This is a genomic window from Pelobacter seleniigenes DSM 18267 (genome assembly GCF_000711225.1).
In the GTDB taxonomy this organism is placed as follows: Bacteria; Desulfobacterota; Desulfuromonadia; order Desulfuromonadales; family Geopsychrobacteraceae; genus Seleniibacterium; species Seleniibacterium seleniigenes.
The window spans coordinates 2,299,057-2,315,010 of record NZ_JOMG01000002.1 but is presented as its reverse complement, the minus strand read 5'-3'; the positions used below and the strand labels follow the sequence as shown (position 1 = coordinate 2,315,010).

The window sequence follows — 15,954 nt, the reverse complement described above, 5'->3', positions numbered from 1 at the left end:
TCGCAAGTTAAGCAAGTGTTTAAAAATCTCCCAGGCTCTTTCAACCCTACATCAACAGCTTGAGCGGCTGTTCCAGCGCAGCACAGATAAAACGCAGGAAACGCGCACCGTCAGCCCCGTCGATGACCCGATGATCATAGGTCAGGGAGAGCGGCATCAGTTGGCCGGGGACAAATTCCTGGCCATTCCAGACCGGCTCAATGGCCGTCCGGGAAACCCCGAGGATGGCCACCTGGGGGGCATAGACAATAGGCGTAAAGGCGGTTCCACCGATCCCACCAAGGTTACTGATGGTGAAAGTTCCCCCTTCCAGCTCGGCTGGAGAGACCTTGCGTTCGCGGGTTTTTGCAGCCAACTCACTAAGATCTTCAGCAATAGCAACAATCCCTTTCTGGTCGGCATCCTGAATCACCGGAACCATCAGGCCGTTGGGCGTATCCACAGCCACCCCGATATGCACGTATTGCTTGAGAACCAGCTCCTTGGCCGCCAGATCCAAACTGCTGTTGAAATGGGGAAACGCCTTGAGGGCGACAGCGCAGACCTTGACCAGGATGGCGGTCATAGTCAGCTTGACCTCCGTGGCCGACTCCTTATTATAGCGGGTACGGAAGGCTTCCAGATCATCGATGCGGGCCTTGTCGTACTGGGTGACCATGGGAATGGTCGACCAGGCGTAACCCATGGCATCGGCGGTGATTTCGCGAATTTTGCTGAGGGACTCACGGGAGACCTCCCCCCATTTGCTGAAATCGGGCAGCGTCCGCTGCGCATGCAGGCCGCGGAACTCGGCCGCTGAAACGGCCTGCCCGCCACCGGTCAACTGCTGCATCGACTGACGCACAAAAGCACGCACATCGTCTTCACTGATGCGGCCACCGGGACCGGAGCCCTGGACCTGATAGATATCGACTCCCAGCTCGCGGGCGATCCGGCGGACCGACGGCGCCGCTGGGGCAACCAACTCGTTGCGGCGGACACTGTGCAGATCAACCTCAGCCTTGGTCGCCGGTTGCGCTGCGGCGGTTTGGGTCGGGGGAGCGGCAGCGGTCTTCTGCTGCGGCTCCTCAGCCTGGGGCTGCTCTGCAGCACTCTGTTCTGTTGCCGTCGGCGCGTCCTCCTGCTCCGGCTCTTTGTCCGGGGCCGAAGCGGCGCCGCTGTCTTCAAGGACCGCAATCACTGCGCCGACCTCAGCGGTATCCCCTTCTGCGACACGGATTTCCTTGACCTTGCCAGCGCTGGGGGACGGGATGGCAACCACAGCCTTATCGGTTTCCAGTTCAAGCAGGGTCTGATCCGCCTCCACCTCGTCGCCGACAGCAACGGCAATGGAAACCACGGTGCCCTGGGTCACGCCTTCGGAAACTTCCGGAACTACAACCTCTAATGACATAACAAACCTCTAGTCCTGATGCGGGTTCAATTTTTCTGGATTAATCGCAAACTCTTTGATCGCCCGGGCAACGTCATCCTGCGAGCCCTGCCCTGCCCGGGCCAGCTGGTAGAGTGCCGCCGTGGCGATATAACGGGCATCGACTTCAAAGAAATCGCGCAGTTCTTTGCGTCCGTCGCTGCGGCCGAAGCCGTCGGTGCCCAGACAATGCAGCGGGCCGGGCAGCCATTGGGCAATGGACGCGGGCAACACTTTCATGTAATCCGACGCAGCAATGAAGATTCCCTCCTCTTTCTCCAGCAATTGCTGCAGGTAAGGCTTGCGCGGCGTTTCCTGCGGGTGCAGCAGGTTCCAGCGCTCGGCTTCAACAGCATTCTGATAGATCTCCTTATAGCTGGTCACACTCCAGACATCAGCACTGATCGCAAACTTCTCTGCCAGCAACTGCTGGGCTTCAATCGCCTCGTTAAGGATGGAACCGCTGCCGAGGAGATGAACCTTGGGCTGGCCTTTTTTCTGCTTGCCTTTACTGAAGCGATACATCCCTTTCAGAACGCCTTCCTTGACATCTTTATCCTTGGGCATCGCCGGCATCCGGTAAGTCTCGTTGGTCACAGTCAGGTAATAGATCAGGTCTTCCTGGTGACAGTACATCCGGTTGAGCCCTTCCTGAACGATCAGCGCCAGTTCAAAAGCGAAAGCCGGATCGTAGGCTTTGATCTTGGTCGGGGCCAGGGCCAGGACATGACTGTGCCCGTCCTGATGCTGCAGCCCTTCTCCGGCCAGGGTGGTGCGTCCGGCGGTCGCGCCGACCAGGAAGCCGCGGGCACGGCAGTCGCAGGCCTGCCAGATCAGATCGCCGACCCGCTGGAAGCCAAACATGGAATAAAAGGCATAAAACGGAATGGTCTGCACCTGGTTGTTGGAATAGGCGGTGCCGGCGGCAATGAAGCTGGCCATGGAGCCCGCTTCGCTGAGGCCTTCTTCGAGGATCGCACCGGTTTTCCGTTCGTTGTAATAGAGCAGGCTGCTCTTGTCGACCGGCTCGTACAATTGTCCGGCATGGCTGTAGATACCGGCCTGGCGGAACAACGACTCCATACCGAAAGTCCGGGCTTCATCCGGGACGATGGGGACGATCAGCTTGCCCACTTCGTCATCCTTGAGCAGTTTGGCGAGCAGGTGGACAAAGGCCATAGTCGTCGCCAGTTCCCGGTCACCGGAACCACCGAGGTATTCCTGCACCAGCCAGTCGGTCTGGCAGGCCATGGGGCGGCTGCCATCGAACCGCCGCGGCAGCGACCCGCCCAAAGCTTGACGCCGTTCTTTCAAATAGCGGATTTCAGGACTGTCTTCGTCAGGCTTGTAAAAGGGGGCCTTGGCGATATCGTCATCGCTGATGGGGATATTGAAACGGGTCCGGAATTCTTTCAGTTCTTCCTCGTTCAGTTTCTTCTGGGAGTGGGTGATATTTTTCCCTTCGCCGGCTTCGCCGAGGCCGTAGCCCTTGATGGTCTGGGCCAGGATCACCGTCGGTGAGCCTTTGTGTTCATAGGCGGCTTTGAAGGCGGCATAGACCTTGACCGGATCATGCCCGCCGCGCTTGAGGGCACCGAGGCGTTCGTCGCTGTATTGTTTGACCATCTCCAGCAGTTCCGGGTCTTTGCCGAAAAAGTCCTTGCGGATATGGGCGCCGTTATTGGGCGTATAACGCTGCATCTCGCCGTCCAGGACCTCATCCATCCGCTTGACCAGCAGGCCTTTCTCATCGGCATCCAGCAACGGATCCCAGTCACCGCTCCAGAGCACCTTGATAACGTTCCAGCCCGCCCCGCGGAAAGCAGCCTCCAGCTCCTGCACCACCTTGCCGTTGCCGCGCACCGGCCCGTCAAGACGCTGCAGGTTGCAGTTGACGACAAAGATCAGGTTATCCAGTTTTTCCCTGGACGCCAGAGTAATAGCGCCGAGAGATTCCGGCTCATCCATCTCCCCGTCGCCAAGCATGGCCCAGACCTTGCGGCCGCTCCGTTTCCGCAACCCCCGATCGACCAGATAGTGATTAAAGCGGGCCTGATAAATCGCGGTAATCGCCGTCAGTCCCATGGAAACGGTCGGGAATTCCCAGAAGTTCGGCATCAGAAACGGATGGGGATAGGACGACAGTCCCCCGTGGGGACCCAGTTCGCGGCGAAAATGTTCCAGATCCTGTTCGGACAACCGCCCCTCCAGATAGGCTCGGGAATAGACGCCGGGAGCGGCATGCCCCTGGAAATAGACCATATCACCGAGAAAATCGTCGGTGCGGCCGCGCCAGAAGTGGTTGAAACCGATCTCCCAGAGAGTCGCGACCGAAGCAAAGGTCGAAATGTGCCCACCGATCCCGGAGGATTCGCGGTTGGCCCGCACTACCATGGCCATGGCGTTCCAGCGGATGATCGATTTGATGCGCCGCTCAATTTCGCGGTTGCCGGGGAACACCGGCTGTTGGCTGGCCGGGATGGTATTGATATAGGGAGTATTGGCGGTAAAGGGGATACTGACCCCCTGTTCCTGGGCGCGCACCTGCAACTGGCGAAGGAGCTGTCTGACCCGTTCTGGGCCCTGCTCTTTGAGGACATAGTCCAGCGATTCCCGCCACTCCTGATTCTCAATTTCAATAAACTCTGCTGTTTTTCGCTCGTTCTTGTCGGTCATATATCAAAACTCCTTTGAGGTTCGAGCTGAATCAACACTGATTCATCGGTGCCGAGTTTCAATAATACACAACTTTTTCCAACAAGACATGAACCGGGGAGAAAAAAACGCCCCTCATCCAGAAAAAAAATCCACCGGTCCAGTTCACACAATATCCTGTATTCTTTGGGTGTTTTCGCTGTAGCAACAAACTGGGAACGTGCCGCGACGCGCTCCGCCGGTCGCCGCCAGGGGTATTTCAACCCTCTTTCAGCAGCCTGGCCTTGCGGGTGGAAGAGGCGGTAGAGACCGCCATTTTATTCAGGTTGTCAATATAGAATTTTTCCGAGGTTGAAAAATGCGCGGCCAGCAGCTGTAACGCTTCCTCGAGCCCACCCTGCTCCAGGAGTTCCACCAGTCGGCGATGATGCGCAAAGGTCTTCTCGGTATGTTTCGGCTGTCTGGCGCTGCGCAGGCGCAAAGCCGCCTGTTTGCCGGCGATCTGACGCTGATGGGCATCACGCAGGTAGTCGTTGGCGCAGAGCTCGAAGGGGACATCATGAAAGACAGCGTCCAACTGCAGATAGAGATCCTGCTCATCATGCTCCAGATGCCTCTGCATGGCCTGCAGAGTCTGCCGCAACCGCCCGACCAGCTCGGCGTGACAGCGTTCAAAAGCCAGCCTCAGGGCGGCGGACTCAAGGATATAGCGCATCTGGATGAGATCGATAAGCTCTTTCGGGGTCAGGGTGAACACGAAGGTGCCCTTTTGCGGAATGATCGTCACCAGCCCCTCCGCTTTCAGCTGCGCCAGGGCCTCCCGCACCGGAGACTTGCTGATCCCGAGGGACGCGGCCAGCAAGGTTTCCGAGAGCGGCTCCCCCAACATGAAGTCGGCGTTTATAATGGCTTTGCGCAACGTTGCATAAGCCCGCTCAGTCAGGCTTTGAGTGCGTTTCAGTGCTTTCATCGAGATCCTCGGCATAGGTGTGGTTTTTTTCCATACGGTAGTACGAATTTCGGATTGACACAAGTCTTCATATCTAACATATTAGTTTTCCAGATCGGAACAGAGCATCAGAGGGTTGGCCTTTTTCATTCGTCCCCCCCCCTAGCCGGAAAGAATCTGTTCCACCCCCGTCAAAAGGAGTTTTCCAGTCATGAGTGAAGCATTTATCCAGGAACTTAAAACCTTGCTCGGCCCGGAGGGGCTGTTACTAGAGAGTGCCGAGATAGCCCCCTTTCTTAAAGAGAATCGTGGCCTTTATCAGGGCGTCAGCTGCGCCGTGGTCCGACCGACCTCGGCCGAAGAGGTGGCGGCAGTTGTTAAATGCTGCGCCAGGCATCAGGTCACCATTACGCCCCAGTCCGGCAATACCGGGCTATGCGGCGGAGCCGTCGCCGACGGCGGAATTTTGCTCAACATGGGGCGGATGAACAAGATCCGTGAAATCGATCCGCTCAACGGCACCATCACCGCCGAAGCAGGCTGCATCATGGCCGACCTGCAGGCGGCGGCCAAAGCCGAAGATCTCATGTTCACCCTGAGCTGCCCGTCCGAAAAAGAGTGCCAGTTGGGCGGCAACCTGTCCACCAACCTCGGCGGACTGAACGTGGTCCGCTACGGCAATACCCGTGACCTGGTCCTGGGACTGGAAGTGGTGTTACCTTCGGGGGATATCTGGCGTGGCCTGCGCGGCCTGCGCAAAGACAACGCCGGCTATGACCTCAAGCACCTGTTCATAGGTGCGGAAGGAACCCTCGGAGTGATTACTGCGGCGACTCTCAAGCTGTTCCCTTACCCAAAAGTCAGGGTCACCGCCATGGTTGCCGCTCCCGGCATTCATGAACTGATGGAGCTGTTCGTCACGGTACGCAACCGCTTTGCCGATCACCTGGCCGGTTTCGAGATCATTCCACGCAACGCCATCGACCTTGTTCATGCCTTTGACAGTTCCCTCTTGGAGCCATTCCCCGAGCGCCATCCCTGGTACGGCCTCATCGAACTGAACGCCACCGATCCGGGACTGGATCTGCAGACCCCGCTGCAAAACCTGTTGAGCGAGTTGAACTGCCCGGCCCGTTGCGCTGCCAACGCGGCGGAAGCCAGTGCCCTGTGGGCGGTGCGCCATGCCATCTCCGAAGCCCAGACCGCGGCCGGCGCTTCCATCAAGCATGATGTTTCGTTACCCCTCAACCGCCTGGCCGACTTCATGGTCGAGGCCACCCGGCAGGTGCTGGCCCATCTGCCCAGTGTGTTTGTCTGCGGCTACGGGCATGCCGGCGACGGCAATGTCCATTTCAACCTGACCCAGCCCAAAGACATGCCGGCTGCGGACTTCAACGCCCAGCACCATGCCTTTAACCGGATCGTCCATGATATCGTTCACGGCATGGGTGGCTCCATTGCGGCGGAGCACGGCGTCGGCCGGCTGAAAGCGGCCGAACTGAAGCACTATAAGGATCCCGTGGAATACGCCATGATGTTGCAGATCAAACGGCTCTTTGATCCAGCGAACCGGTTCAACCCGGACAAGGTGTTCAGCTGCGCAGAATAACCACCCTGCAATACCGCACCGGCCGGCCCGAATTATTCGGGTCGGCCGGTGCATCTTTCATCTCGTCTGCCCAACAGCTCTTGAACAAAGCAGGGAGGGCCACCAGGAGAGGGAGAAGTGTCAGTTCAAGACCCGATACGGACCGGTCTGATAGCTGCGAAGCTGGACCCCGCCTTCATGCTCCATGAGCGCCAGGAAGCGATCACGGTTGACCGGATGGCAGATCCGGCGGCGCGCTTCCTCAACCGTGCACCACTCCACAGCAGGGGTTTCTTCGCTGGGAGTCAGTTCCCCCGAAGCATAGCGCGCCGTAAAGCAGAAAATCACGGCGGCCGGCGCGGAAATCTTGGACCAGATCACGGCCAGCCGGGCATGGCTGATGGTGACCCCGGTTTCTTCCAGGGTTTCCCGACTGAGGGCGAAAATCAGTTTTTCCCCTTCTTCGACTCGCCCCTGGGGCAGTTCCCAGCCACGGATATGATGTTTGACCAGCAGCAGTTGCTCCGCTTCATTGCGGATCAGGCAGCTGACCACCAGGACATGTCTGGGTTGTTCATCACTCACTTGCTGTCTCCCTGTGCTGCGACGATGACTCGGTTCGACTCTGTAACGGCTCGGTCTGCGGAGCCTCTTTCGGCAGCAGAACCCAGAGTTGCCCCTGCTGCTTCATCTGCCCGGCGACTTTGCCGGCATCATCCCCCATTCCCCAGAAAAAATCAGCCCTGACCTGGCCGCTGATGGCGCCACCGGTATCCTGGGCGACCATCAGCTGCTGCAGTGGGTAATCGGTGCCCGGAAAAGTGGTGGCAAGAAACACCGGCGCTCCCAGCGGAATCACGTGCGGGTCGACGGCCAGACTGCGGAGTGGCGTCAAGGACACCCCCAAGGCGCCCGGAGGGTATTGATAACTGTCGGGAAGTTCGCGAAAAAAAACATAACTGGGGTTCTCGGCCAGCAGCTCCTTCCCGGCAGCGGGGTTCTCTGCAACCCAGCGACGGATATTCTGCATCGACATCTGGTCGCTGGTCATCTCGCCGCGATCAAGCAACAGGCGCCCGATGGAGCGATAAGGATAGCCGTTCTGATTGGCGTAGTTCACCATCACCCGCTCACCGTCAGGCAAACGGATGCGCCCGGAGCCCTGGATGTGCAGAAAAAACAGGTCGACGGGGTCCTTGACCCAGAACAGCTCCTGGCCGGCCAGCGGATTCACCCCGTTGTCGATTTCATCGCGGTCGAAATAGGGCACCACCCGGTTCCCCTCAATCCGCCCGCGCAGCCGGTAACGGCCCAGCTCTGGATAAACGGCCGAAAGGTCGATGGTCAGCAGATCGTCAGGCTGGCGGTAGATGGGATAGCGGTATTCTTCGGTCGGCACCCGGCTGCCGGCCAGTTCCGGGCCGTAGTAGCCGGTGATCAGGCCGGCGCTGCTGCCGTCTTCATTCTGCACCTGATAAGGCTGGAAATAGGTTTCGAAGTAGGTCCGCGCTTCGGCATCGGTGACCGGGTCCAATCTGGCGGCTTCGGCACAGACCTGCTGCCATTGGGCGCGCTTGCCGACCGCCCGGCAACTTTTCAAAAAAGCCCCGAAAGCCGCAGCCGGCTGATCATAGGACCAGCCCTGCACCTGCTCCCAGGACACCGGAAGCAACGGGCTGAACTCGGCGCTGACAGGGCCCTGCTCCGGTTCCGGACCCAGGCAACCAGCCAACACAACCAGCACAACGCTAAGAAGGATCAATTTTTTCATGATAGAACTCAAGCTATATGGAAAGCTGCGAACAGCTGAAATCATTCCGCCTGCACCAGGCGAAAAACGCCCTACCGATTACAACATATCAACCGGATCAACATCAATCGCCAAAGCGACCTGTTTGGGCAACTGATTGAGTTTTTCCGCAAAGCGCAGCAACAGTTGCCGCAACGGTCCTCGCTCCGCCGCTTTCAGCAGGATCTGGAACCGGCTCTTGCCACGCAGCCGGGAAAGTGCGCAGGGGCTTGGCCCGAGCACGTCCACCGCTGTGGCAAACCGGCTCAGGTCCTCGCCGACCCGCTCCGCAACCCCGCGGACCTGGGCGAGATTGTTCCCGGAGAAGACCATGTTGACCAGATGGCCGCAAGGCGGGTAGCCGAGTTCCTGCCGGAAGGGCAATTCCTGCCGGTAAAAATCCGCGTAGTCCTGGCCGGCAGCACAGACCAGGGCATAGTGCTCCGGATGATACGACTGGATAAAAACCCGCCCGCCGCCCTTGGCCCGCCCGGCCCGTCCGGCAACCTGGGTGAGCAGGGCAAAGCTGCGCTCGGCCGAACGGAAATCCGGAAAGTTGAGGATACTGTCGGCCCCCAGCACTCCCACCACGGCCACCCCGGGGAAGTCATGCCCCTTGGCGATCATCTGGGTGCCGACCAGAATATCGATCTTGCCAGCCAGCATCTCGCCAATGATCTTGCGGTGCGCCCCCTTGCGACCGGTGGTATCGCGGTCCATGCGGGCAATCCGGGCGCCGGGGAAAAGTTCCTCAAGCTCCTGTTCCAGACGTTCGGTGCCGGCCCCCTGCGGCTGCAGATTAATGCCGCGACAGTGCGGGCAGGTTTCCGGGATGGTCGCGACATAGTCACAGTAATGACAGCGTAGGCGTCCTTCGCCTTTGTGATAGGTCAGGGTGATTTCGCAGTTGGGGCAGTGAAAGCTGCTCCCACAATCCGGGCAGAGCAGAAACGGGGCGAAACCCCGCCGGTTCAACAGCACCAGGGCCTGTTCCCGCTGTTCAAGAGCCTGCTGAATGGCTTCAATCAGACTCGGTGCCAGAGCCAAATCGCTCTTTTCCTCTTTCAAATCGATCAGGGTAACCACCGGCAACGCCTCGTCATGCACTCGGCGCTCCAGGGTCAGGCGCGTTAACGCCCCCTGCTCACTGCGATAATAGCTGGCAAAGGACGGGGTTGCGCTGCCGAGGACAACCGGGCAATTCTGCTGCTGGCCCCGCACCAGGGCCAGGTCACGGGCATTGTAGCGAAACCCCTCACTCTGCTTATAGCTGGCATCATGCTCTTCATCAACAATGATCAGGCCAAGGTCGCCAAGCGGAGCAAACACCGCGGACCGCGCGCCGATGACGATCTGCACTTGATGGCGCATGATCTGGCGCCAGGCATCATAGCGCTCCCCTGCCGACATGCCGCTGTGGAGGGCGACAATGGTCTTCCCCTGCTGCTCGAAGCGGGCCCGGAAGCGGGCCACCAGCTGCGGCGTCAAGGAGATTTCCGGAACCAGGATCAGCGCCTGCCGACCCTGCTCAAGGCAATGCCTGACCGTATGCAGATAGACCTCGGTTTTGCCGCTGCCGGTCACCCCATGAAGCAGAAAGCCATGAAAAGCGGCTTGATTCAGCTGCCCGGTGATGGCCGCCACCGCCTCCTGCTGGGCGGCATTGAGCTGTGGCTGTTTGTCCGCCGGGATTTCCTCGCGCAAAAACGGGTCGCGCAATCGCTCCTCTTCGTGAACCGCCAGGCTGCCCAGCTCAACAAGGCGCTTCAGGGTCGCATGCGGTTCCGGGAACAGCTCCTTGATTTTGCTCAAGGAGGCTGACTCTGCGGTCAGGATAAAATCGCGCAGGTTGCGCTGCCGCTCGCCGCGCAGCCCAATGCTCGCATCCTGGACCCGATAGACCGGCTCGCTTAAAATACTGGTGGTTGATTTTTCGCTGCCGAGTCCGCCCGGCAAAGCGTTGCGAATGACCTGCCCGAAGGGGAAAAAATAGTAGTCCGCGGCCCAGCGAAGCAGTTTCAGTAACTCAGCGGGAAGCAAGGGTTCTTCATCCAGCAGCTCTTTAACCGCTTTAAGCCCCTTTCCTTCCCCTTGGGACAGCTTGATCACAAAACCGATGGTGGTCCGCCGGCCAAACGGCACCCTGACTCGCATACCAACCTGCAACAGTGCACCATGAGCCGCGTCAACACGGTAGGAATAAAGCTGCTTCAAGGGGGCATTAATGGCGATATCGGCGATCAGGTCGGTCACGATGAAAGACTTTCATGATATGAAAAAAGCATTCTTCCTGGGCCTTATTCAGGGCCAAAGAAATCACTCAAAAAACCGTAAAACAGGACAAAACAAGCGAAAAACCCCTTCCCGGTATCTGTCTTGACAGAGTGAATCCGCAACCCGAACAAACGCCATCCTATCAAAAAGGATGCCGATCAACCCGGCAGGTCTTTCGCCCGGCAAGGGCCATTTACCGGAACACCGGCGCCCCTGCACACACATCAGCCTTTGCCGTCGCCAGCTGCACTCGCTGCACAGTCCGGCTCAGCGGCGCTGATCAGTTCAAAGCGCGGGACCAGCTCACCGTCTTTTTCCGTCTGCTCCAGAAACATCTCCAAAGGTCTCACCCAGAGGGAAAAATCCCCGTACAGGGTCCGGTAAACGACCAGCTCCTGTTCGGTTTCGGAATGTCGGGCGACGCCTAGAACCTGGTACTCCCTGCCCTTGAAATGTCTGTATCTGCCTGGTGTTAGTTCAGCCATAGGTCACGTTCCTGCAGCAAACCGTGCGGGTCAACGGTCATATTGATGATATATCTTTGCCAGCCGGGAGCGGCCCGCTATCAGCGAAAGCCGAGGAAGCCGAGCAGCTGCCCGACCTCGCTCATCAGCTTTCCAAAACCATCCCCGGACAAACTCTGGGCTCCGTCACAGAGGGCCTTGGCCGGATCGGGGTGAACTTCAACCATGATGCCGTGAGCCCCGGCAACCAAGGCCGCTTTGGTCATAACCGAAACCAGGCTTCGCTTGCCCGTGGCATGACTGGGATCGACGATGATCGGCAGATGGCTCAGCTCCTTAACCAGTGGAACGACCGAGAGATCCAGAGTATTGCGGGTCATTTTTTCGAAGGTGCGAATGCCGCGTTCACAGAGCACCACCGCCGGGTTGCCTTCGGCGAGAATGTATTCCGCCGCGGCCAGGAATTCCTCGATGGTCGCGCTCATACCGCGCTTGAGCAGAACCGGATGCCGCAGCCGACCGACCTCTTTCAGCAGATCGAAGTTCTGCATGTTCCGCGCCCCGATCTGCAACATGTCAGCATATTGGCAGACCGTATCGAGCTGTTCGATGCGCATGACCTCGGTGACCACCGGCAGGTCGCAGGCTTGCCCCGCCTGGCGCAGATAACGCAGCCCCTCAAGACCGAGTCCCTGAAAGGAGTGGGGACCGGTTCGCGGCTTAAAGGCCCCGCCACGCAGCATCTGCCCGCCATGTTTTTTGACCTGCTCGGCAGCCCGCAGCATCTGCTCCTCACTTTCGATGGAACAGGGTCCCGCGATCATGACCGGCTTGTTGGCGCCGCCGAAACAGACCCCGGCCACATCGATGACTGACGGTTCCGGATGAAAATCGCGCGACGCCATTTTGTAGGGCTTACTGACATGAATGGTCTCACGGACGCCGGGCAGGTTGCGAATGGTCGAATCATCGACATAGCCCTGATTGCCGAGGACTCCGATGGCGGTCCGGAGACTCCCCGGAATCGGTTCCGCAGTCAAACCCAGGGCTTCAACCGCTGCAATGACCTGCTCAATCTGCTCCTGGTCGGCATGGTGATCCATGACAATCAACATCGCTTAGCTCCTTTTGTTTTACCGGGTTCGGCCCGCCGAACCGTGGTCAGCCGGTCCGCTGCGCCAGGTATTTTCCAATCCGCTCAAGGGCTTCGATAATTTCCGGCAGCGGCCGGGTATAGGAAAAGCGCAGGAAACCTTCAGCCCCGGCACCGAAATCGACTCCCGGGGTAATGGCAACGCCGGTTTTTTCCAGAATATCCATGGCCAGCCGCAACGAATCACCGTCAATATGCCGGGCATCGGCAAGGACGTAAAACGCCCCCTTGGGTTCAAAGTGGACTCCGAAGCCGAGCTCACGCAGCCGTGTCACCAATTCTTTCCGGCGCTGATCATAGACCGCCCGCATGGCGTCAACATCGTCCTGACATTCACGCAGAGCCGCAATGCCGGCGCGTTGGACAAAATGATTGGCGCAGATCATAAAGTTCTGGTGCAGGGTCTGCAAAGTGCGCATACAGGACAAGGGGGCAATCAGGTAACCGAGCCGCCAGCCGGTCATGGCATAGGCTTTGGAAAAGCCCCCCAGCACAAAGGCGTCGTCGGTAAACTCCAGAATGCTGCGCTCATCCCCCTCATAAGTCAGACCGTGATAAATTTCATCGGAAATAATCGGCACCGGCAACTCCGCCAGGGCCGCCATCTCGGCCCCGGACAATACCGACCCCGCCGGGTTGGACGGTGAATTGATGAGCAGGCCGCGGGTCTTTGCCGTCAACAGCTCGCGAACCTGGTCGGGGCGCGGCTGGAAACCGTCCTTGGCCGCAGTCCGCAGCAACACCGGAATTCCACCGGCAAAACGTACAAAGCCGGTGTAGCAGGCATAGCCAGGATCGGTGAGGATGAGTTCGTCCCCCTCATCGAGCAGGGCGGAGAACAGAAACAGCATCAGAGGACTGGTCCCTGAAGAGACGACCACCTGCTCCGGGACGATGTCGACGCCATAATGATCGCGGTAATAACGGCAGATCTCCTGGCGCAGTTCCAGCAGGCCCAGGGAATGGGTATAGGATGTCGCTCCTTCGGCCAGCGCCTGACCGGTGGCGGCCAGAATTGCGGGAGGCGTATTGAAATCGGGTTCGCCGATACAAAGATAGATGATATCGCGCCCGGTGGCTTCTAGTTCTTTGGCCCGCTCCATGACCTCCATAGCCAGAAAGGGTTCGACCGTCTGCGCGCGCCTGGATATTGGTATCTGCATATAATGAAATCCTCCTGATTCAGTGCGCATTCAGCTTAATCGTCGCCCCTGCGGATTGCAACTATTTTGCCGGTGAGGGGCAAGAGTCGACCGCACCGGGAGAACTCGCCGCCGGCCTGGCAGCCGGAAAGACGTTGTCCGCATCTCGATAATGGTTGCATTTTTAAATTTTATCCTTATAAATCAACGATTCTTCTCTGAATCGATTGCATTGCAGCCGAGGAGCGGTTAAAGTTGCCCGAAGATTCTGAATAAAAATTTATCAACCGATGAAAATCATGTTTAAAGCCGTTATTGCAATCCTTGCCTTCATGCTTTTCCATTCCGTTGCCCTGGCGGCTGAATCCGCCCAGGAACAGGATCGCGCAGTGCTGCTGATTCAGGCACTGGGCTGCAGGGGCTGTCATACAATTCAAGATACCGGCGGCTCACTGGCTCCCGACCTGACCCAGATCGGCAGCAGGATGACCGCATCCCAGATCAGAGCGTTTCTCATTAACCATACAACCACTGAACGGGGATTCATGCCAAGCTACCGCTCTCTTTCCGAAGCCGAGCTGCAGCTTATCAGCGAATACCTCTACCAGCTCCATTAAAAAAAGATCTTGTCCATGACCCAACGAATGACCCTTATCAGTTCGCCTTTTTTTATCCCGGAAATACAGTTGCAGAAAGCAGGCGGTTTTGCGCCGTTATTCGGTAATGACCAACCGCTGGCCCTGGAGATCGGCTGCGGCATCGGTGACTTCATCGTCCAGATCGCCGCCCGGCACCCGGAGCGCAACTTTATTGCCATCGACATCTTCAACCAGGGTTGTCGTCAGACCTGCAGCCGGATTGAGGCCGCCGGGCTGGAAAATATCCTGATGATGCGGATCGAAGCCCGCTACCTGATGTATCAGTACCTGGGCGAAAACAGCCTGGCCGCCATCTATATCAATTGCCCCGATCCCTGGCCGAAAAAACGCCAACGGAAAAGAAGACTGCTGAACAGCTCTTTTCTCGATCTGGCCCTGTACTGCCTGACCGATGGCGGCGAATTCAACTTCTGCACCGATTTCCAGGATTACGGCGAAGCAGCCGGGACCCTGCTGAGCCAGGATCCACGCCTGAGCACCCGGGCTGACACCCCTTACTCCCACGACCTGGAAGATTATCCGACCTCAAAATATATGCGGCGCTTTCTCGACCAGGGTCAACCGATCTACCTGTGCCGCTACCGCAAAGAGGCCGGCCTGCAGATTCCGAAGCCACAACTCGACAAGGGTTTTCGGATGCGCTGGGTTGAGGAAAACGCGTGACCTGGCTGACTGAAGAATTACCCGGCACCGGGGGGCGCTATAAAGTCACGCCGGAAGATTTTCAGGTTGAGGAAATACCCCTTTACGATTGCGCAGGAAGCGGCGAGCATCTTTATCTGTGGATTGAGAAAGCCGGGCTCAGCACCCGCGGACTAATCCAGCAACTGCAGCGCGCACTGCATATCAGTGAACGCGAGATCGGTTACGCCGGGCTCAAGGATGCCAATGCCCTGACCCGCCAGATGATCTCCATTCCGGTGGCCAACAGAGCCGGGCTGGACAAACTGGTGCTGCATAAGGCCAAAATCCTCAGCGCCAGACAGCACACCAACAAACTCCGCCTTGGCCATCTGGCCGGCAATCGCTTTACCATCACCCTGCGCGAAACGGTACCGGATGCCGCCCAGCGTGCCCGGCTGATCCTTGAGCAGTTACAGCGCCGGGGTGTGCCCAACTTTTTCGGCGAGCAACGCTATGGCATCCTCGGCAACTCGGCCCGCCTTGGCCAGTTGCTGCTGCAGCACAACTGGCTGGGGTTCTGCGACGAATTGATCGGAGATCCGGCACAGATTCAGAACCAACAATGGCAGGCGGCTGCACGAGCCTATCAGGCAGGGCAGCTGACGGAAGCGTTGAACTATTTACCCGAACGCATGACCGACGAACGCAGCCTGCTGACCATGCTGGCGGCCGGCAAAACCCCGCAGCAGGCGGTTAAGAGATTTCCCAAAACTCTGCTGCGGCTGCTTCTATCCGCGGCCCAGTCTTATTTTTTTGATCAGCTGGTGAAGCAGCGCCTGCATGAGCCGGAACGGCTGCTGGACGGAGATATCGCCTTCAAACATGTCAACGGGGCCTGCTTCAGAGTTCCCAACGCCGCCGCAGAACAACCCCGCAGCGACAGTTTCGAAATCAGCCCGACCGCTCCCCTGTTCGGGGGCAAGGTCATGCTGGCGGAAGGGGTGCCGGGACAGTGGGAAAGTGAACTCCTTGCCGGTTCTGGCCTGACCCTGGCCGACTGGAACCTGGGGAGCGGTCTGAGCATGCCCGGAGAAAGGAAACCGCTCCGCATTCCACTCTATGAGATGGCTCTTGAGAAAGGCTCCGAACAGGCGTTGATCCTCCGCTTTGCATTGCCAAAAGGTAGTTATGCAACCAGCGTCCTGCGCGAGGTAACCAAAACCATTGACTAAAAATCATCGGCGTA

The 15,954-nt window shown here is 58.4% G+C and carries 13 protein-coding genes; 4 read left to right on the top strand and 9 right to left on the bottom strand.

Annotation, left to right across the window (positions count from 1 at the left end; genetic code table 11):
* Positions 1-46: 46 nt before the first annotated feature.
* From N909_RS0113440 to N909_RS0113430, 3 genes are all read right to left on the bottom strand, one after another.
* Positions 47-1,393 carry a 2-oxo acid dehydrogenase subunit E2 gene (locus tag N909_RS0113440; protein WP_029915927.1) on the bottom strand — a complete coding sequence of 449 codons (1,347 nt, stop codon included), beginning with the start codon at positions 1,391-1,393 and terminating at the stop codon, positions 47-49.
* A gap of 9 nt (positions 1,394-1,402) precedes the next feature.
* Entirely contained in the window at positions 1,403-4,087 is a 2,685-nt protein-coding gene (gene aceE, locus N909_RS0113435; RefSeq protein WP_029915926.1) for a pyruvate dehydrogenase (acetyl-transferring), homodimeric type, read from the bottom strand.
* A gap of 238 nt (positions 4,088-4,325) precedes the next feature.
* The gene (locus N909_RS0113430) at positions 4,326-5,036 is read right to left on the bottom strand and encodes a GntR family transcriptional regulator (RefSeq protein WP_051689752.1); all 711 of its coding nucleotides are present in this window, start codon (positions 5,034-5,036) and stop codon (positions 4,326-4,328) included.
* Positions 5,037-5,226: 190 nt separating this feature from the next.
* Between N909_RS0113430 and N909_RS0113425 the strand changes: the two genes are divergently transcribed.
* Positions 5,227-6,624 carry an FAD-binding oxidoreductase gene (locus tag N909_RS0113425; protein WP_029915922.1) on the top strand — a complete coding sequence of 466 codons (1,398 nt, stop codon included), beginning with the start codon at positions 5,227-5,229 and terminating at the stop codon, positions 6,622-6,624.
* A gap of 120 nt (positions 6,625-6,744) precedes the next feature.
* Here N909_RS0113425 and N909_RS0113420 read toward each other — a convergent pair whose 3' ends face one another.
* From N909_RS0113420 to N909_RS0113390, 6 genes are all read right to left on the bottom strand, one after another.
* Positions 6,745-7,188 (bottom strand): NUDIX hydrolase, encoded by a 444-nt coding sequence (locus tag N909_RS0113420; protein ID WP_029915920.1) that lies wholly within the window; start codon positions 7,186-7,188, stop codon positions 6,745-6,747.
* Positions 7,181-8,374 (bottom strand): murein transglycosylase A, encoded by a 1,194-nt coding sequence (gene mltA, locus N909_RS0113415; protein WP_029915918.1) that lies wholly within the window; start codon positions 8,372-8,374, stop codon positions 7,181-7,183. The genes N909_RS0113420 and mltA overlap by 8 nt, the downstream gene beginning before the upstream one ends.
* A 78-nt stretch (positions 8,375-8,452) precedes the next feature.
* Positions 8,453-10,645, bottom strand: a complete 2,193-nt coding sequence (locus N909_RS0113410) for a primosomal protein N' (RefSeq protein WP_051689751.1) — start codon at positions 10,643-10,645, stop codon at positions 8,453-8,455.
* A 245-nt stretch (positions 10,646-10,890) separates the two neighbouring features.
* Positions 10,891-11,151, bottom strand: a complete 261-nt coding sequence (locus N909_RS0113400; RefSeq protein WP_051689750.1) for a DUF1653 domain-containing protein — start codon at positions 11,149-11,151, stop codon at positions 10,891-10,893.
* An 80-nt stretch (positions 11,152-11,231) separates the two neighbouring features.
* Positions 11,232-12,245 carry a 3-deoxy-7-phosphoheptulonate synthase gene (aroF, locus tag N909_RS0113395; RefSeq protein ID WP_029915912.1) on the bottom strand — a complete coding sequence of 338 codons (1,014 nt, stop codon included), beginning with the start codon at positions 12,243-12,245 and terminating at the stop codon, positions 11,232-11,234.
* 46 nt (positions 12,246-12,291) lie between these two features.
* Positions 12,292-13,446 (bottom strand): pyridoxal phosphate-dependent aminotransferase, encoded by a 1,155-nt coding sequence (locus N909_RS0113390; protein WP_029915910.1) that lies wholly within the window; start codon positions 13,444-13,446, stop codon positions 12,292-12,294.
* A 278-nt stretch (positions 13,447-13,724) separates the two neighbouring features.
* Between N909_RS0113390 and N909_RS0113385 the strand changes: the two genes are divergently transcribed.
* Genes N909_RS0113385 through truD form a run of 3 tightly spaced genes read left to right on the top strand, consistent with a single transcriptional unit; the run spans position 13,725 to position 15,940 of the window.
* Entirely contained in the window at positions 13,725-14,042 is a 318-nt protein-coding gene (locus tag N909_RS0113385) for a c-type cytochrome (RefSeq protein ID WP_162179121.1), read from the top strand.
* A gap of 15 nt (positions 14,043-14,057) precedes the next feature.
* Entirely contained in the window at positions 14,058-14,747 is a 690-nt protein-coding gene (gene trmB, locus N909_RS0113380) for a tRNA (guanosine(46)-N7)-methyltransferase TrmB (protein WP_029915906.1), read from the top strand.
* On the top strand, positions 14,744-15,940 hold the full coding sequence (truD, locus tag N909_RS0113375) for a tRNA pseudouridine(13) synthase TruD (RefSeq protein ID WP_029915904.1): 1,197 nt from the start codon (positions 14,744-14,746) through the stop codon (positions 15,938-15,940). Before trmB ends, truD begins: the two co-directional genes overlap by 4 nt.
* Positions 15,941-15,954: the final 14 nt, after the last annotated feature.

Excerpts from the sequence above, each read along its gene's own strand:
- N909_RS0113440 (WP_029915927.1), bottom strand. The coding sequence starts at position 1,393 with ATGTCATTAGAGGTTGTAGTTCCGGAAGTTTCCGAAGGCGTGACCCAG.
- aceE (WP_029915926.1), bottom strand. The coding sequence starts at position 4,087 with ATGACCGACAAGAACGAGCGAAAAACAGCAGAGTTTATTGAAATTGAG.
- N909_RS0113430 (WP_051689752.1), bottom strand. The coding sequence starts at position 5,036 with ATGAAAGCACTGAAACGCACTCAAAGCCTGACTGAGCGGGCTTATGCA.
- N909_RS0113425 (WP_029915922.1), top strand. The coding sequence starts at position 5,227 with ATGAGTGAAGCATTTATCCAGGAACTTAAAACCTTGCTCGGCCCGGAG.
- mltA (WP_029915918.1), bottom strand. The coding sequence starts at position 8,374 with ATGAAAAAATTGATCCTTCTTAGCGTTGTGCTGGTTGTGTTGGCTGGT.
- N909_RS0113400 (WP_051689750.1), bottom strand. The coding sequence starts at position 11,151 with ATGGCTGAACTAACACCAGGCAGATACAGACATTTCAAGGGCAGGGAG.
- aroF (WP_029915912.1), bottom strand. The coding sequence starts at position 12,245 with ATGTTGATTGTCATGGATCACCATGCCGACCAGGAGCAGATTGAGCAG.
- N909_RS0113390 (WP_029915910.1), bottom strand. The coding sequence starts at position 13,446 with ATGCAGATACCAATATCCAGGCGCGCGCAGACGGTCGAACCCTTTCTG.
- N909_RS0113385 (WP_162179121.1), top strand. The coding sequence starts at position 13,725 with ATGTTTAAAGCCGTTATTGCAATCCTTGCCTTCATGCTTTTCCATTCC.
- trmB (WP_029915906.1), top strand. The coding sequence starts at position 14,058 with ATGACCCAACGAATGACCCTTATCAGTTCGCCTTTTTTTATCCCGGAA.